Source organism: Pseudomonas sp. BN102 (genome assembly GCF_029871245.1).
Classification (GTDB): domain Bacteria; phylum Pseudomonadota; class Gammaproteobacteria; order Pseudomonadales; family Pseudomonadaceae; genus Metapseudomonas.
Window position 1 is genome coordinate 1 of record NZ_SSON01000038.1, and the last position, 19,999, is coordinate 19,999.

19 protein-coding genes are annotated in these 19,999 nt (G+C 66.3%); 8 read left to right on the forward strand and 11 right to left on the reverse strand.

The features are described from left to right. Position 1: 1 nt before the first annotated feature. Positions 2-1,522: an aldehyde dehydrogenase family protein gene (locus E8F12_RS06400; RefSeq protein WP_280324438.1), complete on the reverse strand. Its 1,521-nt coding sequence runs from the start codon at positions 1,520-1,522 to the stop codon at positions 2-4. A 347-nt stretch (positions 1,523-1,869) separates the two neighbouring features. Here E8F12_RS06400 and E8F12_RS06405 point away from each other — a divergent pair, with 347 nt between their 5' ends. Continuing rightward, positions 1,870-3,771, forward strand: a complete 1,902-nt coding sequence (locus E8F12_RS06405; RefSeq protein ID WP_280324439.1) for a sigma-54-dependent Fis family transcriptional regulator — start codon at positions 1,870-1,872, stop codon at positions 3,769-3,771. 454 nt (positions 3,772-4,225) lie between these two features. On the opposite strand, the gene phnX is transcribed toward E8F12_RS06405, so the two are convergent. The 3 genes from phnX to E8F12_RS06420 form a co-directional block, all read right to left on the reverse strand. Beyond that, positions 4,226-5,053 carry a phosphonoacetaldehyde hydrolase gene (phnX, locus tag E8F12_RS06410; RefSeq protein WP_280324440.1) on the reverse strand — a complete coding sequence of 276 codons (828 nt, stop codon included), beginning with the start codon at positions 5,051-5,053 and terminating at the stop codon, positions 4,226-4,228. A gap of 39 nt (positions 5,054-5,092) precedes the next feature. Continuing rightward, on the reverse strand, positions 5,093-6,433 hold the full coding sequence (locus tag E8F12_RS06415; protein ID WP_280324441.1) for an MFS transporter: 1,341 nt from the start codon (positions 6,431-6,433) through the stop codon (positions 5,093-5,095). A 287-nt stretch (positions 6,434-6,720) separates the two neighbouring features. Continuing rightward, positions 6,721-7,890 carry a 2-aminoethylphosphonate--pyruvate transaminase gene (locus E8F12_RS06420; protein WP_280324442.1) on the reverse strand — a complete coding sequence of 390 codons (1,170 nt, stop codon included), beginning with the start codon at positions 7,888-7,890 and terminating at the stop codon, positions 6,721-6,723. 133 nt (positions 7,891-8,023) lie between these two features. Here E8F12_RS06420 and E8F12_RS06425 point away from each other — a divergent pair, with 133 nt between their 5' ends. The 4 genes from E8F12_RS06425 (at position 8,024) to E8F12_RS06440 (ending at position 11,385) form a co-directional block, all read left to right on the forward strand. Next, positions 8,024-8,896 carry a LysR substrate-binding domain-containing protein gene (locus E8F12_RS06425; RefSeq protein ID WP_280324443.1) on the forward strand — a complete coding sequence of 291 codons (873 nt, stop codon included), beginning with the start codon at positions 8,024-8,026 and terminating at the stop codon, positions 8,894-8,896. A 212-nt stretch (positions 8,897-9,108) separates the two neighbouring features. Beyond that, the gene (mpl, locus tag E8F12_RS06430; RefSeq protein WP_280324444.1) at positions 9,109-10,461 is read left to right on the forward strand and encodes a UDP-N-acetylmuramate:L-alanyl-gamma-D-glutamyl-meso-diaminopimelate ligase; all 1,353 of its coding nucleotides are present in this window, start codon (positions 9,109-9,111) and stop codon (positions 10,459-10,461) included. Between the two features lie 11 nt (positions 10,462-10,472). Further along, positions 10,473-11,102: a flavin prenyltransferase UbiX gene (ubiX, locus tag E8F12_RS06435; RefSeq protein ID WP_280324445.1), complete on the forward strand. Its 630-nt coding sequence runs from the start codon at positions 10,473-10,475 to the stop codon at positions 11,100-11,102. Then, positions 11,095-11,385 carry a YceK/YidQ family lipoprotein gene (locus E8F12_RS06440; RefSeq protein ID WP_280324446.1) on the forward strand — a complete coding sequence of 97 codons (291 nt, stop codon included), beginning with the start codon at positions 11,095-11,097 and terminating at the stop codon, positions 11,383-11,385. The genes ubiX and E8F12_RS06440 overlap by 8 nt, the downstream gene beginning before the upstream one ends. Before the next feature lie 125 nt (positions 11,386-11,510). On the opposite strand, the gene E8F12_RS06445 is transcribed toward E8F12_RS06440, so the two are convergent. From E8F12_RS06445 to E8F12_RS06465, 5 genes are all read right to left on the reverse strand, one after another. Beyond that, positions 11,511-11,978 carry a YbaK/EbsC family protein gene (locus E8F12_RS06445; protein WP_280324447.1) on the reverse strand — a complete coding sequence of 156 codons (468 nt, stop codon included), beginning with the start codon at positions 11,976-11,978 and terminating at the stop codon, positions 11,511-11,513. Positions 11,979-12,050: 72 nt separating this feature from the next. Next, positions 12,051-12,917 (reverse strand): MBL fold metallo-hydrolase, encoded by an 867-nt coding sequence (locus E8F12_RS06450; RefSeq protein ID WP_280324448.1) that lies wholly within the window; start codon positions 12,915-12,917, stop codon positions 12,051-12,053. Positions 12,918-12,988: 71 nt separating this feature from the next. Next, the gene (locus tag E8F12_RS06455; RefSeq protein ID WP_280324449.1) at positions 12,989-13,630 is read right to left on the reverse strand and encodes an oxidoreductase; all 642 of its coding nucleotides are present in this window, start codon (positions 13,628-13,630) and stop codon (positions 12,989-12,991) included. Positions 13,631-13,658: 28 nt separating this feature from the next. Continuing rightward, positions 13,659-15,386, reverse strand: a complete 1,728-nt coding sequence (locus tag E8F12_RS06460; RefSeq protein WP_280324450.1) for a C13 family peptidase — start codon at positions 15,384-15,386, stop codon at positions 13,659-13,661. A gap of 87 nt (positions 15,387-15,473) precedes the next feature. Continuing rightward, entirely contained in the window at positions 15,474-15,929 is a 456-nt protein-coding gene (locus E8F12_RS06465) for a MaoC family dehydratase (RefSeq protein ID WP_280287199.1), read from the reverse strand. 216 nt (positions 15,930-16,145) lie between these two features. Between E8F12_RS06465 and E8F12_RS06470 the strand changes: the two genes are divergently transcribed. From E8F12_RS06470 to E8F12_RS06480, 3 genes are read left to right on the forward strand one after another with little or no spacing between them, the layout of a single operon-like run. Next, positions 16,146-16,508 (forward strand): CidA/LrgA family protein, encoded by a 363-nt coding sequence (locus E8F12_RS06470; RefSeq protein ID WP_280324451.1) that lies wholly within the window; start codon positions 16,146-16,148, stop codon positions 16,506-16,508. Then, positions 16,505-17,221, forward strand: coding sequence for an LrgB family protein (locus tag E8F12_RS06475; RefSeq protein ID WP_280324452.1), 717 nt, complete (start codon positions 16,505-16,507; stop codon positions 17,219-17,221). Before E8F12_RS06470 ends, E8F12_RS06475 begins: the two co-directional genes overlap by 4 nt. A 9-nt stretch (positions 17,222-17,230) precedes the next feature. Then, positions 17,231-17,821 (forward strand): LON peptidase substrate-binding domain-containing protein, encoded by a 591-nt coding sequence (locus tag E8F12_RS06480; RefSeq protein ID WP_280324453.1) that lies wholly within the window; start codon positions 17,231-17,233, stop codon positions 17,819-17,821. A gap of 61 nt (positions 17,822-17,882) precedes the next feature. On the opposite strand, the gene E8F12_RS06485 is transcribed toward E8F12_RS06480, so the two are convergent. Beyond that, positions 17,883-19,199, reverse strand: a complete 1,317-nt coding sequence (locus tag E8F12_RS06485) for a bifunctional DedA family/phosphatase PAP2 family protein (protein WP_280324454.1) — start codon at positions 19,197-19,199, stop codon at positions 17,883-17,885. Then, positions 19,196-19,906: a DNA-3-methyladenine glycosylase gene (locus E8F12_RS06490; RefSeq protein ID WP_280324455.1), complete on the reverse strand. Its 711-nt coding sequence runs from the start codon at positions 19,904-19,906 to the stop codon at positions 19,196-19,198. The genes E8F12_RS06485 and E8F12_RS06490 overlap by 4 nt, the downstream gene beginning before the upstream one ends. Between the last annotated feature and the right edge of the window lie 93 nt (positions 19,907-19,999).

Here is a 19,999-nt window from a genome sequence, read left to right on the forward strand (position 1 = left end):
ATCAGAAGAAGCCCAGCGGATTGACGTCGTAGCTCACCAGCAGGTTTTTGGTCTGCTGGTAGTGGTCGAGCATCATCTTGTGGGTTTCGCGGCCGACGCCGGACTTCTTGTAGCCGCCGAAGGCAGCGTGGGCCGGGTACAGGTGGTAGCAGTTGGTCCACACGCGGCCGGCCTTGATGCCACGGCCCATGCGGTAGGCGCGGTTGATGTCGCGGGTCCAGAGGCCGGCGCCGAGGCCGAACTCGGTGTCGTTGGCAATCGCCAGGGCCTCGGCCTCATCCTTGAAGGTGGTCACGCCCACCACCGGGCCGAAGATCTCTTCCTGAAACACGCGCATCTTGTTGTGGCCCTTGAGCAAGGTCGGCTGGATGTAGTAGCCGCTGGAAAGGTCGCCACCCAGGCGCTCGGAGCTGCCGCCGGCGAGCAGTTCGGCGCCCTCCTGCTGGGCGATGTCGAGGTAGGAGAGGATCTTCTCGTACTGCTGCTGGGAGGCCTGGGCGCCGACCATGGTCTCGGTGTCCAGCGGGTCGCCGCGCTTGATCGCCTTGATCTTCTTCATCACCTCGACCATGAAGGGTTCGAAGATCGACTCCTGCACCAGGGCGCGGGACGGGCAGGTGCAGACCTCACCCTGGTTGAAGAAGGCCAGCACCAGGCCCTCGGCGGCCTTCTCGATGAAAGCCGGCTCGGCCTGCATGATGTCTTCGAAGAAGATGTTCGGGCTCTTGCCGCCCAGTTCGACGGTGGAGGGAATGATGTTCTCCGCCGCGCAATGCATGATGTGCGCGCCCACCGGAGTCGAGCCGGTGAAGGCGATCTTGGCGATACGCTTGCTGGTGGCCAGGGCCTGGCCCGCTTCCTTGCCGAAGCCCTGGACGATGTTGAGCACGCCCGGCGGCAGCAGGTCGCCGATGATTTCCGCCAATACCATGATCGACAGCGGGGTCTGCTCGGCCGGCTTGAGCACCACGCAGTTGCCGGCGGCGAGCGCCGGGGCCAGCTTCCAGGCGGCCATCAGCAGCGGGAAGTTCCAGGGGATGATCTGGCCGACCACGCCCAGCGGCTCGTGGATGTGGTAGGCGACGGTGTTCTCGTTGATCTCGGCGGCGCCGCCTTCCTGGGCGCGGATGCAGCCAGCAAAGTAGCGGAAGTGGTCGACGGCCAGCGGGATGTCGGCGTTCAGGGTCTCGCGTACGGCCTTGCCGTTGTCCCAGGTCTCGGTGACGGCGAGGACTTCCAGGTTCTGTTCGATGCGGTCGGCGATCTTCAGCAGGACGTTGGAGCGGTCCTGGACCGAGGTCTTGCCCCAGGCATCGGAGGCGGCGTGGGCAGCGTCCAGGGCCTTCTCAATGTCTTCGGCAGTGGAGCGGGGGAATTCGGCGATCGGCTGGCCATTCACCGGCGAAGTATTGGTGAAGTACTGGCCTTTGACTGGGGCGACGAACTCGCCGCCGATGTAGTTGCCGTAGCGGGACTTGAAGGAAACGACAGCGCCGGGGGTACCGGGTTGGGCATAACGCATGGTGTTTCTCCTGGCTCTTGTGTTTGTTGGAGAGAACGCTTGCCTGCTCGCGAGATCGTAAACAGGCTCTCGGTGGCGTTTGTATCTCCTGAGCAAGGCCTGGGCCAAAGTGCCAGGAGTGCCGTGCCAGAGCGGTTCTCCGCTCTGTGATGCGGGCGGCCCGCGGTGGGCTGTCGCAAGCCCGGTACAAACCAGAGTGACACTTTGTCACGCTACTGGCGCGGTGGGTGACCGACCGGTCGGCGGGCCATTGCAAAGGACTGCACGCTGGGGGATGCTGCGGCGATGCGGGTGCCGCGCCACGGCCCGGGCTGCCTCCCGGAAACCCGCATTGGAGAACAACAACAATGCAGAACCCTCACAGTCGTCACGCCCAACAGGTGCTGACCCTGGCACAGGGCAAGGCGCAGGCCAGCGGGCCGGCTGCCGACCCTTCGATTGCCCGTTCCTGGCTGCGCTGCCTGGAGGATTACCACCTCGACCCGGCCTTGCCGGTGGCGCCGACGGTGCTGGAGCACGGGCGCATGCTCGAATGCCGCGAGCGCATGCAGCAAGTGTTGGAGATCGCCAGCGGCGAGATGAACAACCTCTACCGGCAGCTCTCCGGAGCCGGGCACGCGGTGCTGCTCACCGACGCCCGCGGAGTCATCCTCAACTGCGTCACCGCCCATGCCGAGCGGCCGACCTTCGAACGCGCCGGGCTCTGGCTCGGCGCCGACTGGAGCGAGTCCAGCGAAGGCACCAACGGCATCGGCACCTGCGTGGTGGAGCGCCAGGCGCTGACCATCCACCAGGACGAACACTTCCGCAGCCGTCACACCGGCCTCACCTGTTCCGCCAGCCCGGTGTTCGATCCCCAGGGCGACCTGATGGCGGTGCTCGACGTGTCCTCCGCGCGGCATGATATGTCGCGCCAGAGCCAGTTCCACACCATGGCGCTGGTCAACCTGTCGGCAAAGATGATCGAGAGCTGCTACTTCCTGCGCCGCTTCGAAGGCGAATGGTTGCTGCGTTTTCACCTGCAGGCCGAGTACGTCGGCCTGTTCAGCGAAGGGCTGCTGGCCTTCGACGGCGAAGGGCGCATTCGTGCGGTCAACCAGAGCGCGATCAACCTGCTCGGCTGCTTCCGCGAGCAGTTGCTCGGCCAGCCGGTGGAGGCCTTCTTCGATATCCGCCTGGACGACCTGCTCGGCCGCGCCACACCGCAACCGGCTACCAGTTGGCCGCTGCGCACGCGCCAGGGCCGTGCGCTGTTCGCCGCCCTGCGCGGCCAGCCCCGCAGCCTGCCGTGTCCCGTCCCGGTGGCGCCGTCCCAGCCTGCGCGGCCAGGCATCTGCCTGGGCGACACGGCGCTGCAGAACGACTTCCGCCGCGCCCTGCGCGTCTACGAGCGCGACGTGCCGTTGCTGATCAATGGCGAAACCGGCTCCGGCAAGGAAGCCTTCGCCCGCGCACTGCATGAGGCCAGCTCGCGCGCCGCCAAGCCCTTTGTGGCGTTGAACTGCGCGGCCATTCCGGAGACCCTGATCGAGAGCGAACTCTTCGGTTATCGCGGCGGCAGCTTCACCGGCGCGCGCAAGGAAGGCATGCGCGGCAAGCTGCAGCAGGCCGACGGCGGCACCCTGTTCCTCGACGAGATCGGCGACATGCCCCTGGCCCTGCAGACCCGTCTGCTGCGGGTGCTGGAAGAGCGCCAGGTGGTGCCCATCGGCGGCGAACCCGTGGCCGTGGACGTGCGCATCATCAGCGCTACCCACCGCGAGTTGGAAGCGCGAGTGCAGAACGGTGGTTTCCGCGAAGACCTCTACTACCGGCTCAACGGCCTGGTCCTTGACCTGCCGCCCCTGCGCGAGCGCAGCGACAAGCCGGAGTTGTTGTTGCACCTATTGGCCGAGGAAGCCCGCGGCCAGCACATCCACCTTGCCGACGAGGCCCGCCAGGCGCTGCTGGACTACCACTGGCCAGGCAACGTGCGCCAGTTGCGCAATGTGCTGCGGACCCTCGCGGCGCTCTGCGAAGACGGCATCATCCGCCTTGCCGACCTGCCCCGCGACGTGCTGCGCGCAGCGCCCCTCGCCTCCGAGCCGGAGCCTGTGGCTAACCCGCTGGACGATGCCGAACGCACTGCGTTGCTCAATGCCCTGGACAGCCAGCGCTGGCACATGACCCGCACCGCCGAACAGCTCGGCATCAGCCGCAATACCCTGTACCGCAAGCTGCGCAAACACGCCATCGCCACGCGGGGATAAGGGCTGTTTCACCTCGTGGGGCGAATTCGTTCGCTAACCGGACCGCAGGGCCGGCTTGCGGGCTGGCAGGGGAATGCGCAGCCGCCCCGTAGGTTGGTGCTGAGCCTGCGAAGCTCAACTATCCCGAGCACCGAGTTCGTCCTGTTGGGCTTCGCGGAGCTCAGCCCAACCTACGGGCTGCTTCGCCCCTACAGGGTTCGAGTCCTGCCGGTGGGCGCGGGTGTTTCCAGGGAGCCGTTAATGTAGGGGCGAACTCATTCGCCAAGGACGACGAAGCCGTACCGTAGGTTGGTGCTGAGCCTGCGAAGCCCAACAATCCCGGGTATCGAGTTCGCCCAACAGCTCTGCTGCCAATGAAAAAGCCCGGCCCCTTTGCGGGGGCCGGGCTTTTGCGTGAACAGGTGCGTGCATCCATGCCCGCCGGGGGAGGGGCCGACGGCGGACCCCGGTCCAATCAGGCGCCTTGCGGGGTTTCGCCGCGCCTGAGACGGGTGTTGATGTCGTCGATCACCGCCGGCAGGTCGGCGATGGTGTCGATCAGGTAGTGCGGGCGAGAGGCTTCGAACATCTGGCCGATGCGCGCACGCTCCTGGTCCAGCTTGTCCTTGGGCAGGGCCTTGTACTGATCAAAGGTCAGGCCCAGGGCGTTGCCGGAGCAGGTCAGGGCGACGGTCCACATGCCGGCGCTGCGGCCTTCGAGGATGCCCGGCCAGGTGTCGTCGACCTTGACGCAGGCGGCGACGTCGTCGATGCCCAGGGCGATCACGTTGGCCAGGGCCTGGGCCGGGTGCGGACGGCCGTTGGGGACTTCGTCGGTGGCGACCACGTGGTCGGCGACGTAGCCGTTCTCGCGGGCCAATTCCACCACCTGGGCCATGACCACCGCCGGGTAGCCGGAGCAGGAGCCGATCTTCAGGCCCTTGCCGCGCAGGGTGGCGATGGCGTCGAGGGCGCCGGGAATCAGCGCGGAGTGCACACCGATCTTCTCGATCTGCAGCGGCATGAAACGCTCGTAGATGGCGGTGACGTCGTCATCGGTGGGCAGGCGGCCGAAGGCGGCGCGGTAGCGCTCGGCGATTGCCGGGATGTCGCAGAGGGTGCGGATGTGGTCCCACTTGCCCATGCCCATCGGGCCGCGGGCTTCTTCCAGGGAGACGGCGACGCCGAACTCGGCGAAGGCCTCGACGAAGATTTGGGTCGGTGCGAAGGAACCGAAGTCGACGACGGTGCCCGCCCAGTCAAGGATCGCGGCTTTGAGTTGAGTGGGTTGCTTGTATTGCATGGCGATGGCTCCAGCGGATTGCGAGTTGGGAAACAAGTTTCAGGACTTGGCGCCGGCCAAGGCCGGTTGTCCGGTTGTCGGGAAGGGTTCCGGTGCTTTCAGGGTTTGCGGGCGGCTGTTCCAGAAGGGCGCCAGCATCAGGCTGGCCAGCAATGCTGCGACGGTGAACACGATGAATACGGTGACGGTGTCGAAGTAGCCCGGCAGCAGGCCGCCGAGGATGGCGCCTATCGAGCCGCAGCCGTTGACGAAGCCCGCTGCGGTGCCGGCGCCGTCCTGGGTGCCGAAGTCGATGGCGGCCGAGCCGCTGATCATCGAGTCCGGCCCGTAGAGGGTCATGCCCATCATGAACAGCAGGCCGACCACCAGGTACAGGCTGCCGCTCTGCATGGCCGGGACGAACAGCGCCAGGCAGGCGGTGAGGGCGACCAGGCTGAGCACGCAGGCCGGCATGCGGCGGGCGCCGAACAGTTTGTCGGAGGCATAGCCGATCAGGATGGGACCCACCAGGCCGGCCAGTTCGAAGGCGGTGGGCACTATGGCCGAGGCCACTTTGCCGATGGCCGGCATGCGTTCGTAGATGATCACCGGGCCCCACAGTAGGATGGCGTAGCGCGCGGGCTTGAGCAGGAAGTAGGCGAGGCCGAGGACCAGCACGGTGCGGTTCTTCAGCACCTTGCGCAGGGCGTTCCAGTGGCCTTCGTGTGGCGTGTTGACCTTCTCCTGGGGAGTGGTCTCGACTTCCACCGGCGGCAGGCCGACGTCCTGCGGACGATTGCGCTGGAGCAGGAAGAACAGGACGGCCACCACCAGCACGACCACGGCGGATGACATGAATGCCATGCGCCAGTCGTGCGACACCTCGTAGGCCCACCAGCCGGCGAAGGGCGTGGCGACCAGGCCGCCGAAGGCGTAGCAGGTGCTCCAGTAGCCCAGTACGCGGCCGCGTTCGCGGGTGGCGAAGAAGCTGCCAATGTTCTTGCACAGCCCCGACCAGCCGGTGGACTGGGCCAGGCCCTGGACCAGCATGCAGGTGACGAAGATCGGCAGGGTGGCGAAGGTGCCCATGACCATGGCCGCGAGGGCCGAGACCACCAAGCCGCCGAGGACCACCATGCGCGGGCCGAAACGGTCGGCGAATATGCCCCAGGTGAACTGGCCCACGGCGTAGGCGGCCAGGTAGATGGCATCGAGGTTGGCCATCATGGCCTTGTCGAGTTCGAAGCTCGGGTCTTCACCGATGCCAAGCTTGGCGACCGAGAAGGCTTTCCGGGTGAAGTAGAAGGCGGCGTAGGCCAGCCAGGTGATGAGGAAGATCTGTACGCGCCAGCGCTGGAGGGATTTCCAGCCGCTGCCGAAGGCACCTGCGTTGTTGTTCATGATTCTGACCCCGTGTGGGTATGCCGGACAGTGCAACTAGGGAGGTTGTTTTTGTTTTCAGTACTGCTGGGCTGTCTAAACGCACGGCCTTGGTCAGATGGCAGCGGTCGTGGCGTCAGGCGGATTGGATGAGGTTCTGTGCTACTGAGGCTCCCTGCCCGGCATTTCCGAGCGGTCGGTTTACTACAGAGATGTTTCAGAAAAAGGTCACCACACCACGACCCCGCCACCCGCAGCGGGAACCGTCTCAGGACGGCGGGTGACCTTGAATGGGTCGAGGTGTCGACTCAGGCGACCGCTTGCTTCATCTCCACGCCCATTACCTCGAGGGCGTCGGCGATGGCGCGCAGCAGTTGGCGGACGATGTGTTCGTCGATCTGCCCGATGCAGCCGATGCGGAAGCTCTCGGCCACGGTCAACTTGCCCGGGTAGATGACGAATTGGCGGGCCTTGAGCTCCTCGTAGAAGCGCTTGAACTCGAAGTTCGGGTGCTCCGGGCTGAAGAAAGTGGTGATGATCGGCGACAGCCAGCGGTCTTCCAGCAGGGTCTGGAAGCCCAGGTCGCGCATGCCGGCCACCAGTACGTCGCGGTTGCGGCTGTAGCGCGCCAGGCGACCCGGGACACCGCCCTCGGCGGCGTGCTGTTCCAGGGCAGCGCGGAAGGCCACCACGCTGTGGGTCGGCGGGGTGAAGCGCCATTGGCCGGTGCGCTCCATGTAGACCCACTGCTCATAGATATCCAAGGCCAGGGAATGGGCGCGGCCCTTGGCGGCTTCCAGCAGGGAGCGACGGATGATCACGAAACCGAAGCCGGGGATGCCTTCGATGCACTTGTTGGCCGAGGACACCAGCACGTCGAAAGCCACTTCATTCACAGTCAGCGGCACGGCGCCGAAGGAACTCATGGCGTCGACGATCAGGCTCTTGCCATGGGCTTTCACCACATCGGCAATTTCTCGCAGCGGGTTGAGGATGCCGGAGCTGGTCTCGCAGTGGACCAGGAACACGTTGGTCACATCCGGGTTGGCCTTGAGAAGGGCATCCACTTCTTCTGGCTGCGGCGGCAGGTAGTCGCCCTTGTCCAGGGTGATGTAGGCGCGGCCGAGATAGTCCAGGGTCTTGGCGGCGCGCTGACCATAGGCACCGTTCATCAGGATCAGGCACTTGCCGTCGCGGGGGATGGCGGTGGCCAAGGCGGCCTCTACCGAGAAGCTGCCGCTGCCTTGCAGCGGTACGCAGGCGAAGCTGTCGTCGTGCACGCCGGCCATGGACAGCAGCTCCTGGCGGACTTCGGCGGTGACCAGGTTGAAGGCGCCATCCCAGGAGCCCCAGTCGCGCAGCATGGCTTCCTTGGTGGCCTTGGAGGTGGTCAGCGGGCCGGGGGTCAGCAGGTAGGGCTCGCCCAGGGCGGGCGCGGCCAGGGGCTGGTTGGATGTGGGGAATTCTGCTTTGGTCATGATCGTCTCCAGCGGCGTTGTTCTGGTGAGGGCGCGTTGCGTTGGAGAGATCAAAACAATTTCGTAGAAATAAAAAAAATCGATTTATAGTATTTCAAAAATAACTTGAGCTTATTTATCGAGGAGTGGACAGATGGCGGTTTCCCAGGCGCAGCTCAAGGCCTTCCACGCCGTGGCGGTGCACGGCAATTTCACCCGTGCGGCCGAGGCCCTGTTCCTCAGCCAGCCGGCGGTTTCCGACCAGGTGCGCAAGCTGGAAGAGCGCTTCGGCATCCTGCTGTTCAACCGCAACAAGCGTTCGGTGCAGTTGACCGACCTCGGCGAGCGCCTCCTGGCCATCACCCAGCGCCTTTTCGCAGCAGAGGCCGAGGCCCAGGAGCTGCTTTCCACGTCGCGGGCGCTGGAGACCGGCAGCCTGACCCTGGCGGTGGACTCGCCGGTGCACCTCCTGGGGCATATCGCGCGCTTCTGCGAGCGCTATCCGGGCATCCGCGTGAGCCTGGTCACCGGCAACAGCGACGAGTGCCTGCGCCGGCTGCAGGAGTACAAGGCGGACTTCGCCCTGCTCGGTCGGGTGGTGGAAGACGACAGCCTGATCACCCACGTGCTGAGCAGCGATCCGCTGGTGGCTTTCGTCGCCCACTCGCACCCCTGGGCGGCGCGCGAGTCGATCGTCCTCGCCGACCTGAAGGACATGCCCATGGTGCTGCGCGAGCGCGGCTCCATGACCCGTCAGATACTGGAGGACGAGATGAAGCGCGCCGGCCTCCTCATACGTCCGGCCATCGAGGTGGAGGGCCGCGAGGCGACCTTCGAGATGGTCGCCGCGGGGCTTGGCGTCGGCCTGGTGTCGGCAGCGGAGGTGGGGGCCAGTGCCAATGTGCATGTGCTGCCGGTCCGCGACTGCCTGCAGCGCATGACCGAAACCCTGGTGTGCCTGCGGGAGCAGGGCTCGCGGCGGATCATCGAGACCTTTTTCGAAATCGTGAGGTCGAACGGCCGATAAGGGGCTTGCCGTTTCCTTGTGGGGGCGAATTCATTCGCAAAGGGACGCGCAGCGGTCCCTCGCTTACCGAACCTTCGGTCCGGTTAGCGAATGAATTCGCCCCCACAGTAGAGCCGACCGCGCCAGTGGTTGAACCATAGGGCCGACAGGGCCGCTGTGCTAACCTGCGTCAAGTTTTTTCCGGGCCGGGCGGCCCGTTTCAGAGGTCATCCATGCATATCCACATCCTCGGCATCTGCGGCACCTTCATGGGTTCGCTGGCGGTGCTGGCCAAGGAACTTGGCCACCGTGTCACCGGCTCCGACGCCAATGTCTACCCGCCCATGAGTACCCAGCTCGAAGCCCAGGGGATCGAGCTGATGCAGGGTTACGATCCGGCGCACCTCGATCCGGCGCCGGACCTGGTGGTGGTCGGCAACGCCCTGTCCCGCGGCAACCCTGCGGTGGAGCATGTGCTGAACAAGGGCCTGCCCTATGTCTCCGGCCCGCAGTGGCTGGCCGACCATGTGCTGCAGGGGCGCTGGGTATTGGCGGTGGCCGGTACCCACGGCAAGACCACAACCACCAGCATGCTGGCCTGGGTGCTGGAACATGCCGGCATGAGTCCGGGTTTCCTGATTGGTGGCGTACCGCAGAATTTCGGTGTTTCCGCGCGCCTGGGCGGTACGCCCTTTTTCGTGGTGGAGGCCGACGAGTACGACAGCGCCTTCTTCGACAAGCGTTCGAAGTTCGTCCACTATCGGCCGCGCACCGCCATCCTCAACAACCTGGAATTCGACCACGCGGATATCTTCCCCGACCTCGCATCCATCGAGCGGCAATTCCATCACCTGGTTCGCACCATTCCCGGTGAAGGCCTGATCATCCATCCCACTTCCGAAACTGCGCTTACGCGCGTGCTGGAGATGGGCTGCTGGACCCCGGTGCAGACCACCGGCGAAGGCGGTCAGTGGCAGGCGCGCCTGCTGGCCGAGGACGGCTCGCGCTTCGAGGTGCTGTTCGAAGGTGCGGTCACCGGTACGGTGGACTGGGAGCTGACCGGCCAGCACAACGTCGCCAACGCCCTGGCCACTCTGGCTGCCGCCCGCCATGTGGGCGTGGTGCCGGAGCTGGGTGTCGCCGCGCTCTGCGCCTTCAAGAGCGTCAAGCGGCGCATGGAGAAGGTGGCCGAAGTGAACGGCGTGACCATCTACGACGACTTCGCCCATCACCCGACCGCCATCGCCACCACCCTCGACGGCCTGCGCAAGCGCGTGGGCGATGCGCCCGTGGTGGCGGTGATCGAACCGCGCTCCAACTCGATGAAGCTCGGCGCCCACCGCGACGGCCTGCCGGAATCGGTGAAGCTGGCCGACCAGGTGTTCTGGTACGCGCCGCCGAACCTCGGCTGGGACCTGGCCGCCACTGCCATCGCCTGCCCGGTGCCGGCGCAGGTCTGCACCTCGCTGGAGAGCATCATCGCCGAGGTCAAGGCCCTGGCCCGACCCGGCACCCAGGTGGTGATCATGAGCAACGGCGGTTTCGGCGGCCTGCACGGCAAGCTGGCCAAGGCCCTGGAAGACTGAGGAGGCAGCAGATGAACGGACCCGCACGCGTCACCCTGGCGATGACCGGCGCCTCGGGCGCGCAATACGGCCTGCGCCTGCTGGACTGCCTGGTGCAGGAAGACCGTGAGGTGCACTTCATGATCTCCAAGGCCGCCCAGCTGGTGATGGCCACCGAGACGGACGTCACCCTGCCGGCCAAGCCCCAGGCGATGCAGATTTTCCTCAGCGAATACACCGGCGCGGCGCCGGGGCAGATCCGCGTCTACGGCAAGGAAGACTGGATGGCGCCAGTGGCCTCGGGCTCCGGCGCGCCGGGGGCCATGGTGGTGGTGCCCTGTTCCACCGGCACGCTTTCGGCCATCGCCTGCGGCGCCTGCAACAACCTGATCGAACGCGCCGCCGACGTGGCGCTGAAAGAGCGCCGCCAACTGATCCTGGTGCTGCGCGAGGCGCCTTATTCGAGCATCCACCTGGAGAACATGCTCAAGCTCTCCAACCTTGGCGCAGTGATTGTGCCGGCCTCGCCGGGCTTCTATCACCAGCCGCAGACCATCGACGACCTGGTGGACTTCGTGGTGGCGCGCATCCTCAACCTGCTGGACATCCCGCAAGACATGCTGCCGCGTTGGGGCGAGCATCACCTGGGTGTCGATGAGTAAGGGCCTGGCCGCGGTCCTGCTGGCGCTGGGCCTGTTGCAGGGCTGCGCCAGCGTCGGCACCCTCAATGCCGCCAAGCCGGGGGCGCCGATCATCTATTCCGGAACCCGCCTGGACTGGTATTCGCTGAATGGCGGCTGCTGCCCCATGGACCGTTTCGGCGTCGAGGCACCGCGCTATCCGGGCCTCGATCTGCCGGCCAGCGCACTGCTGGATACCCTGCTGCTGCCCTTTGCGGTGGCGGCGGAGCTGGGGGTGGGGCTGGGTGTCAGCGGCGGGTATTGAGGTGACCCTCAACCTGTAGGGGCGAATTCATTCGCCAAGGAGGCCGCAGGTCTGCCAATGGACGCCTTTGGGGGCAGCTGCGCTGCCCTTGGCGAATGAATTCGCCCCTACAACAAGAGCGCCCTTCAAGCCGGTTCCTGGCAAACATCCACCCATTTCGCCTCCACCAGCTCGGCCATGCGCTCAGGGGTGATGCGCACCGCGCTATGGGTGGCGCCGGCCGCCGGCACCACTTCGTCGAAGGCTTGCAGGGAGCGGTCGCAGTAGACGGGCAGGGCAGTGGCCAGACCGAAGGGGCAGACGCCGCCTACCGGGTGGCTGGTCAGGGCTTCCACCGTCTCGGCATCCAGCATCTTGGCCTTGGCGCCGAAGGTTTCCTTGAACTTGCGGTTGTCGATGCGCGCGTCGCCCCGCGCCACCACCAGCACGGCATCCTCGCCGACGCGGAAGGCCAGGGTCTTGGCGATGCGGCCAGGCTCCACGCCATGGGCCTCGGCGGCCAGGGCCACGGTCGCGGTGCTGGTCTGCAGTTCGATGATGTCGATCTCGGGCGCCCTCCCGGCGAAGAAGGCGCGTACCGAATCAAGGCTCATTGTCGATTCCTTTGTCAAAGGCCGAATCGTTATTCAGCCGTCGACCCGGCGTCAGCCGGGCCACCATCTGTATCAGGCGGCCAGCCCACGCACCGCGGCCAGGCTGTCGGTCAATCCATAACGTCCTTTGCCGTCACGCACCACGCGGCCCATGGCGATGGCCGGGTCGTGGGTGAAGACCAGGCGGCCATTGCGCGCCAGCAGGTCGGCCAGCAGGGCCTCCTTCTCTTCGATCAGGCCTTCGGGGAAGCGGTCGTAGCCCATGGTGATGGGCAGGTGCACCCAGGGCGCGCCGGGGATCAGGTCGCCGCTGAACAGCACCGGGCCATCGGGCATGTCCACTTCCGGCAGCAGCTGGCCCGGAGTATGTCCGTCGCTCCAGTGAAAGCGCCAGCCGTCGCCGAGGCTGTCGCTGCCGCTGCCGTCCTCGATCAGTTCCAGGCGGCCGCTGCCTTCCAGCAGGTCGAGCAGTTCCGGGATGTAGGACGCGCGGTCCCGCGCATGGGGCTGGCAGGCGCGCTGCCACTGGCGGCGGCCGGTGACGAAGCGCGCTCGGGGGAAAAGCAGGCGCGGCGGCTGGCCCTCTTCCCAGGGAGCGAGCAGGCCGCCGGCGTGGTCGAAATGCAGGTGGGTGAGCAGCACGACGTCTATGTCGGCGTCGCTGAGGCCCGCCTCGGCCAGGCTGTCGAGCAGCACGTGGCGCTCTTCCTGGACGCCGAAGCGTTGCTTGAGTTCGGGGGAGAAGAAGGCGCCGATGCCGGTCTCGACCAGGATGTTGCGCTCACCGTCCTGGACCAGCAGGGCGCGGCAGCCGAGGTCGATGCGGTGCTCGGCATCCGGCGTCATCCAGCGCTCCCAGAGGGCGCGGGGGGCGTTGCCGAACATGGCGCCGCCGTCGAGTTTCTGGCTGTTGCCGAGCAGGGTGGTGAGGGTACGCATGGCAGGGGTTCACATCCGATGGCAAGTCGCCAAGGCTAAACCCTGGCGACTGTGCTGCCCAGTCCCGGATATCAGCGGCCCAGTCGGCGCAGGTCGTCGGAATCGATAATGCGCACGCCGTCTTCCTCCTCCAGCGCCAGGCGCCAGAGTGCGCGGGCGAGGGTGCAGGCGCCGATTCCGCGGTACTTGCCCGGCAGCCAGCGCATGAAGGGCGCGGCCAGGCGTTCGCCAATGCGGAACTCGCTGCGCGGGCCCATCAGCAGGGAAGGGCGGGCGATGGTCAGCTGTGGCCAGTCCATGGCCTTGAGGGCTTCTTCCATCTCGCCCTTGACCCTGTTGTAAAAGACCGGCGAAGCACGATTGGCGCCCACGGCGCTGATCACGATGAAGTGCCGGGCGCCCATCTCCCGGGCGCGTCGGGCGACGGCCAGTACCAGATCCAGGTCCACCGCGCGGAAGGCTTCCTGGGAACCGGCCTGGCGGATGGTGGTGCCAAGGCAGCAGAAGGCGGTATCGATCCGACCTTGCAGTTGTGGCAGCAAGTCGGCCAGGGGCCCGACGGGATTCCGCAGGTGCGGGTGTTCGGCCAGGGGACGGCGGGTAGGGGCCTGAACCTGCGCCACGGTGGGTTCGTTGAGCAGGCGGTCGAGCAGGTGCTCGCCGGTGAGTCCAGTGGCGCCGGCTAGCAGTATGTGCTGGGGCGTCAGATACATGTTGTTTCTCCGCTGATACAGACTCAGCTTAGTGGCTGCGGGCAGTTTTGTCGGCGCCCTGGGCTCTTTGCGCGGTCAGGGCCTGTTCGGCCTGGCGCTCGCGCAGCACGCGCCAATGGGCGGTGACGGCCTTGGGGGCCCAGATTTGCGGCTCCGATGCCTCGAAGTCGTCGGCCTGTTCCCGTTCGGCGACTTTCTCCCTGGCGATGCCGAAGGCGCGCTCGAGATCGTCGGTCTCGCTGAAGGCGTCGGCGAACAGGGCGCGGCCGAAGTAGGTGAAGTCGTTCTCTTCGGAGCAGCCGAAGGACACGCGGTCGGAGCGGGCCGCGGTCATGATCAGGGTCTTCTCATCCTTCAGCGGTGGAATGAAACCACCGGAGTAGCAGGCGGAGATCACCAGCACCTTGTACCTGTCCTTGAGCGGGACGAGCAGGTCCGCCAGTTCCTGGGCCGGCAAGTGGCCCAGCTGCAGGCCGGGTTGCTCCAGCGCCAGCTCGTGCTGCGGCGAGCCGTGGCTGGTCAGGTAGATGAACACCAGGTCCTCGGGACCGCTGCGTCGGGCGATCGCCTGGACGGCGCGGGACAGGGTCTCGCGGGTGGCCAGCGGACGGTCGGTTATGTGGTCGCGATGGTTGACCAGGGTGACCTGGCCGTGGGCGCCGAAGCGATCGGCCAGCAGCTTCGACACGTAGTCCGCCTCGCGCAGGAACACGCTCTGGCGACCGTCACCCGCCAGGCTGAGGGAATACAGCTCCACAGCGGAGGTGGAGGCCGGTACGGCGTCCAGGGCCTGGTCGAGCAGCTTACCCTGGGCCAGCAGGCCGATTTCCAGCGGGTTGGGCAAGGCCTTACCCTGTTCGTCGCGGATGCGCGTACCGTCCTGCCAGGCGCCGGCCTCGCGCTTGCCGTCGGCTCGGGTCAGGCTACCGCTGCCGCTGTAGAGGCCGTCATTGAAATGGCCCTGGTAGCGGCTGCCGTCGGCCAGGGACAGCTTGCCCTCGCCCTGGTAGCGCCCGTGGCGGAAGTGGCCGTCGTAGTGGCTGCCGTCGGCGCCGATGAATTCGCCCTGGCCGACCAGGCCGCCTTCCTTGAAGGGGCCGCTCCAGACGTCACCGTCGGCGCTGGTGAAGCGGCCCTTGCCGTCGAACAGGCCATTCTTGAAGTCGCCGATATAGTGGGAACCGTCCTCGCCCTGGTAGCTGCCCTGGCCTTCCAGCTGGCCACGGCGGAAGCGCCCGCTGAAGCGGTTTCCGGCCTCGTCGGTGCGTACCCCTTCACCGTCCGGCTGGCCGGCGTTGAAGCGGCCCTGGTGGTTGCTGCCGTCGGGCCATTCGAGGTTGCCGAAGCCGTGGTACTTGTCGTTGTGGAACTGTCCGCGGTAGGTGGCGCCACCCTGGCGCAGGGTACCTTCGCCTTCGAACTGGTTGTGGGCGAAGCCACCTTCGTAGGTGGTGCCGTTGCCGTAGCTGAGAAGCCCCTGGCCATGGAACAGGCCGGCCCTGAAGTCACCGACATAGACCAGGCCGTTGGGCCCGTGCCACTCGCCGCGGCCTTCGGGTTGGCCGTCCTTGAACTGGCCTTCGAACCAGGTGCCGTTGGTGTAGTCCAGACGACCCGGGCCTTGCAGCAGACCGTCGACCAATTCGCCGCGGTAGCGGGAACCATCGGGCAGACGGGCGTCCGGTGGCGTCAGGGGCTCCCCTTCGCCGCAGGCCGTGAGCAGCAGGGCGAGGGTCAGGGGCAGAAGCGGCTTCATCGGGTGTCCTTGTCCAGGCGTCTGCCCATCAGTTTGGCGCAAAAAAGCCCGCTATTGCGGGCTTTTTTGGGCAGACGGTTTCTGGGCTCAGACGAAGCAGAGGCTCAAGGACTCGGCAATGTAGGCGGGTTTCTGCTGGCCTTCGATCTCCAGGGTGCAGAGGGCCTTGATCAGCCACTGGCCGGGGTTTTTCTCGTTGACGTCGATTACCTTGACTGCGAGGCGTACGCGGGAGTCAACCTTCACCGGCTGGATGAAGCGAACGGTGTCGAGGCCGTAGTTGACCACCATCTTCGCGCCTTCGGGCAGAACCAGCAGGCCGTCGATCAGTTGGGGGATCAGCGACAGACTGAGGAAACCGTGGGCGATGGTGGAGCCGAAGGGCGTCTGCTTGGCGCGCTCCGGGTCGACGTGGATGAACTGGTGGTCGCCGGTGCATTCGGCGAACTGGTTGATGCGCTGCTGATCGATGGTCACCCAATCCGAGTGGCCGAGTTCCTTGCCAACGTAGTTCTTCAGTTCCGCTACTGGTACGAACGCCATACGTCATCCTCCGTGGATGCAGTGTTGTAATTCTTATTGGTCCGGGGGCCTGCGCCCCTGTCTTGCGAGCAGGACGTAGATCACCATGCCGGGCAGGGCAGGTCAAGCCGCCATGCCCCCTGCGAATGGCGGGTTATAGCGTGGCGGCGGGCAGGCCTATAATGCCCCGGTCCCGGCCGAGGCTCGCCCGGCCGGACCTTCACCCTGGAGATTTTAATGCTGTTGCGCGGACTGACCTGGCTGGTGCTGTTCCAGCTGATCGGTAGCGGGCTGAACGCCCTGTTCCTGTCCATGCTGCCCGGGCCCATTATCGGCCTGGTGCTGCTCTTCATCTACCTGCTGGCCCGTGGCGAAGTGAGTGAGCCGCTGAGCCTGGCCGCCAGCAGCCTGTTGCGCTATCTGCCGCTGCTGCTGGTGCCGCCGGCGGTGGGGGTGATGGTGTACGCCGAGGCCATCTGGGCGGACTTCTGGGCCATAGTCGGCGCACTGGTGTTGTCCTTGCTGACCGCATTCCTCTTCTGCGGTTGGCTGATGCAGAAGCTCATCGATCGCCAGGCACAACGCCGGGAGGAGCCATGAGCCTCGACTGGCAGGCCGCTGTGCAGGTGGTGGTGCACCACCCCCTGTTCGGCTTCGGTGTCACCCTGGGCGCCTATCAGCTGGCCCTGGCCGCTTACGAGAAGACCCGCTGGGTCTTCCTGCAGCCGGTGCTGCTGTCCATGTTGCTGCTGATCGGCGTGCTGTTGGCCTTCGGCATCAGCTACCAGGAGTACCGCCAGAGCACGCAATTGCTCACGGTGTTCCTCGGGCCGGCCACTGTGGCCCTGGCCGTGCCGCTGTTCCTCAACCTGCGGCGGATTCGCCAGCTGTTCTGGCCGACCCTGCTGACGCTGGTGTTCGGCGGGCTCTTCGCTACGCTGTCGGTAGCGCTGTTGGGCTGGTGGTTCGGCACCGAGCGCATGGTGCTGATGACGTTGTTGCCAAAATCGGTGACCTCGCCCATCGCCATGCTAGTGGCCGAGCAGCTCGGCGGAGTGGCGGCGCTGGCCGCGGTATTCGTGCTGATCACGGGCGTGCTCGGCGCCATACTGGGGCCGGAGCTGTTGCACCGTTGCGGTGTGCGTCATCCGGCTGCCCAGGGCATTGCCCTGGGACTCACGGCCCATGCCGTGGGCACCGCACGGGCGCTGCAGGAGGGTGAGGAGTGCGGCGCCTTCGCCGCCCTGGCCATGAGCCTGATGGGCGTGGCCACCGCGGTGCTGCTGCCGCTCGCCGTTGCGATGATTGCTTGAGGTCGATGCATGAAGTTGCCGTTGTTTCCGCTCAATACTGTGCTGTTTCCGGGCTGCACCCTGGACCTGCAGATCTTCGAGGCGCGCTACCTGGACATGCTCGGTCGCTGCATGAAGCAGGGCGAGGGGTTCGGCGTGGTCTGCATCCTCGAAGGCCAGGAAGTGGGCGAGGCCGCCAGCCGTTTCGCCGCAGTCGGCTGCGAGGCGCTGATCCGCGACTGGCAACAGCAGCCCAACGGCTTGCTGGGCATTCGGGTCGAGGGTGGCCGGCGCTTCCATGTCAATTCGGCGGAGGTGCTGCGCGACCAGCTGACGCTGGCCGAGGTGGAGTGGTTGCACGATGAACCCGAGCGGCCGCTGCGACCCGAACATGCCGACTTGGCGGCACTGCTCAATGCGCTGGCCGAACATCCCATGGTCCAGGGCCTGGGCATGGGCGGTGAGGTGGACGGGCAGCAGGCCCTGGCCAACCAGCTGGCCTACCTGCTGCCGTTCAACCTGAAGGAGAAGTTGCACCTCCTGACCCTGCCCAGCCCCGACGAGCGCCTGGCTTTTCTCCAGGGGTTGCTCGATCAGTTGCAGGGCGAGTCCATCGCCTGACTTCCACTCTGTGCAGGAGCCAGCTTGCTGGCGAACAGGGACTCCTCCTTCTGTTCGTTCATTAATAGCTGTAGCGCGCCAGGGCCTCGGGCAGCGCCCAGGTGGCGACGCCGCCGAGCAGGGCCAGGCAGGCCGGCAGAATCAGCAACCAGACCTGCGGGCTCATGGCCGACAGCGGCGCCGCGCGTTGCATCAGCGCCAGGCTGGCGGCGGAGATGCAGCCGGCCAACAGGCTGCCGGCAAGTATGTCGGTGGGCCAGTGCACGCCGAGGTAGACCCTCGACAGAGCGATGGCCAGGGCCGGCAGGCAGGCCAGCAGCAACCAGGTCAGGCGCAGGCGTCCCGGCTGGCCGCGGCCGGCGAGGATGCCCAGCACCAGGAAAAAGGCGAAGGCCGCCGAACTGTGGCCGCTGGGAAAGCTGTAGGTGGACAGCGGCTCGGTGAGGACTTCCGGCCGCGCCCGCGCATAGAGCTGCTTGAGGGCGGTGTTGGCCAGCGCCGTGGCCACCAGCGTACCGATGGCGAAACAGGCGGCGCGCCATTGGCGGACCACCAGCAACAGGGTGCCGAGCAGGGCGCCGACGAGGAACTGGGTATTGAAGTCGCCCAGGCGGGTAACCAGCACCATCAGCCGGTCCAGGCTGATGTGGCGCTGTTCCTGGACCAGCGCCATCAGGCCCTGGTCGAGTGCTTGCAAATGCGGCCAGCCGAGCAGCAGGGCCCCTAGTCCCGCCAGGCAGAGCGAGGCGGCCATGGGATTCGCCCAGCGCTTTTCGCCCAGGGTGCTGTGGATGGTCAGGCCGAGGATGGCCAGCATCACGACTATCACCATTCCGGCTTCGCCCCAGAAGCCTTCCGGCAGTGGCAGGCGCAGGGCCGCGCCAGTGGCCCAGCCGGGCACCAGGTAGGCCACCGCCCAGCCGGCGGCGGCCAGCATGCTCACGGCGATGAAACGCGGCAACGGCATGTCCAGCATGCCCGCCACCATCGGCAGCATGGGGCGCAGCGGTCCTATGTAGCGGCCCACCAGCAGGCTGGCGACGCCGTAGCGCTGGAAGTAGTTCTCCGCGCCGCTGATCCATTCCGGGTGGTCGCGGAGCAGCGGCAGGCGCCGGATGTTCTGGTGGAAGCGCCGGCCCAGGCCGTAGGAGATCATGTCACCCACCAGCCCGCCGGCGTAAGCCAGCAATAGGGTCTGCCAGAGCTCGAGGGCGCCGCTGCCGGCCATGACCCCGACGGCGAAGAGCAAGGCGACGCCGGGCACCACGATGCCGGCGATGGCCAGGCATTCGATGCAGGCGATAAGGAAGATGGCCAGGCCCAGCCATTCCGGGTTGGCGCTGAGCCAGGCAGTGACCTGGTCGAACCATTGGCTCATGGGTGAATGTCCTCGATCAGCTGGTAGTCGCGTCCTTCGACCTGCCCGCGGCGCAACGGGTTGCGCGTGCAGTGGCGGGCATAGCCGGCATCGACGAAGCGGTAGGGCAGGTGTTCGTCACGGCCATGGGGGATGCCCAGGCGCGCGGTCTGGATGATGGTAGCGGGGCGTTCGCCGACATCCTCGACGAACAGGCGCTGCCAGTCGAAACGCTGGCCGTCCCAGTCCGGCACCTTCAGGCCCAGGGATTTGCACAGCAGGGTCTGCCCGGCGCAGAGGCGCCCGGCCGGGCGCGGCTGGCCCTGGGCGTCCGGATTGTTGCGCTGCATGGCCGCCAGGGCGTCGGCGGGGGATATGGCATCCACCCAGGGATGGCCCGACTTGATCAGCACCGCGTTGCCAGCGCCGTGGGCGCTGAAGTTCAGCGAGTCCCCGCCTCGGGCGTAATACATATAGATGTGCCCGCCATCGAGGAACAGCGCCCGGCGCTTTTGGGTGTAGCCGAGGGAGGCATGGCTGCCCTTGTCCACCAGGTAGTAGGCCTCGGTCTCGATGATGCGCGCGGCCAGCCAGCGGCCGTCGACGCGGTGGCGGATGACCTTGCCCAGCAGTTCGCGGGCTACCTGCTGGGCATCGCGGTCGAAGAATTCGTCCGCCAGCGGGCGGGCGCCGGGCCAGGGCAAACTAAGGATGGGATCGAGGGACATGGGGCTGTCGCAGGGTTCCGGCTGGGAATAGGCTGGCGATTATACGGAAGCCATGCTGAGCCGAAGCTGAAGTACGGCGTCGGAAACGTCACG

Excerpts from the sequence above, each read along its gene's own strand:
- E8F12_RS06455 (WP_280324449.1), bottom strand. The coding sequence starts at position 13,630 with ATGTATCTGACGCCCCAGCACATACTGCTAGCCGGCGCCACTGGACTC.
- mpl (WP_280324444.1), top strand. The coding sequence starts at position 9,109 with ATGCATATCCACATCCTCGGCATCTGCGGCACCTTCATGGGTTCGCTG.
- E8F12_RS06420 (WP_280324442.1), bottom strand. The coding sequence starts at position 7,890 with ATGACCAAAGCAGAATTCCCCACATCCAACCAGCCCCTGGCCGCGCCC.
- E8F12_RS06450 (WP_280324448.1), bottom strand. The coding sequence starts at position 12,917 with ATGCGTACCCTCACCACCCTGCTCGGCAACAGCCAGAAACTCGACGGC.
- E8F12_RS06480 (WP_280324453.1), top strand. The coding sequence starts at position 17,231 with ATGAAGTTGCCGTTGTTTCCGCTCAATACTGTGCTGTTTCCGGGCTGC.
- E8F12_RS06475 (WP_280324452.1), top strand. The coding sequence starts at position 16,505 with ATGAGCCTCGACTGGCAGGCCGCTGTGCAGGTGGTGGTGCACCACCCC.
- E8F12_RS06425 (WP_280324443.1), top strand. The coding sequence starts at position 8,024 with ATGGCGGTTTCCCAGGCGCAGCTCAAGGCCTTCCACGCCGTGGCGGTG.
- ubiX (WP_280324445.1), top strand. The coding sequence starts at position 10,473 with ATGAACGGACCCGCACGCGTCACCCTGGCGATGACCGGCGCCTCGGGC.
- E8F12_RS06415 (WP_280324441.1), bottom strand. The coding sequence starts at position 6,433 with ATGAACAACAACGCAGGTGCCTTCGGCAGCGGCTGGAAATCCCTCCAG.
- E8F12_RS06460 (WP_280324450.1), bottom strand. The coding sequence starts at position 15,386 with ATGAAGCCGCTTCTGCCCCTGACCCTCGCCCTGCTGCTCACGGCCTGC.
- E8F12_RS06490 (WP_280324455.1), bottom strand. The coding sequence starts at position 19,906 with ATGTCCCTCGATCCCATCCTTAGTTTGCCCTGGCCCGGCGCCCGCCCG.
- phnX (WP_280324440.1), bottom strand. The coding sequence starts at position 5,053 with ATGCAATACAAGCAACCCACTCAACTCAAAGCCGCGATCCTTGACTGG.
- E8F12_RS06485 (WP_280324454.1), bottom strand. The coding sequence starts at position 19,199 with ATGAGCCAATGGTTCGACCAGGTCACTGCCTGGCTCAGCGCCAACCCG.
- E8F12_RS06445 (WP_280324447.1), bottom strand. The coding sequence starts at position 11,978 with ATGAGCCTTGATTCGGTACGCGCCTTCTTCGCCGGGAGGGCGCCCGAG.
- E8F12_RS06400 (WP_280324438.1), bottom strand. The coding sequence starts at position 1,522 with ATGCGTTATGCCCAACCCGGTACCCCCGGCGCTGTCGTTTCCTTCAAG.
- E8F12_RS06440 (WP_280324446.1), top strand. The coding sequence starts at position 11,095 with ATGAGTAAGGGCCTGGCCGCGGTCCTGCTGGCGCTGGGCCTGTTGCAG.
- E8F12_RS06405 (WP_280324439.1), top strand. The coding sequence starts at position 1,870 with ATGCAGAACCCTCACAGTCGTCACGCCCAACAGGTGCTGACCCTGGCA.
- E8F12_RS06470 (WP_280324451.1), top strand. The coding sequence starts at position 16,146 with ATGCTGTTGCGCGGACTGACCTGGCTGGTGCTGTTCCAGCTGATCGGT.
- E8F12_RS06465 (WP_280287199.1), bottom strand. The coding sequence starts at position 15,929 with ATGGCGTTCGTACCAGTAGCGGAACTGAAGAACTACGTTGGCAAGGAA.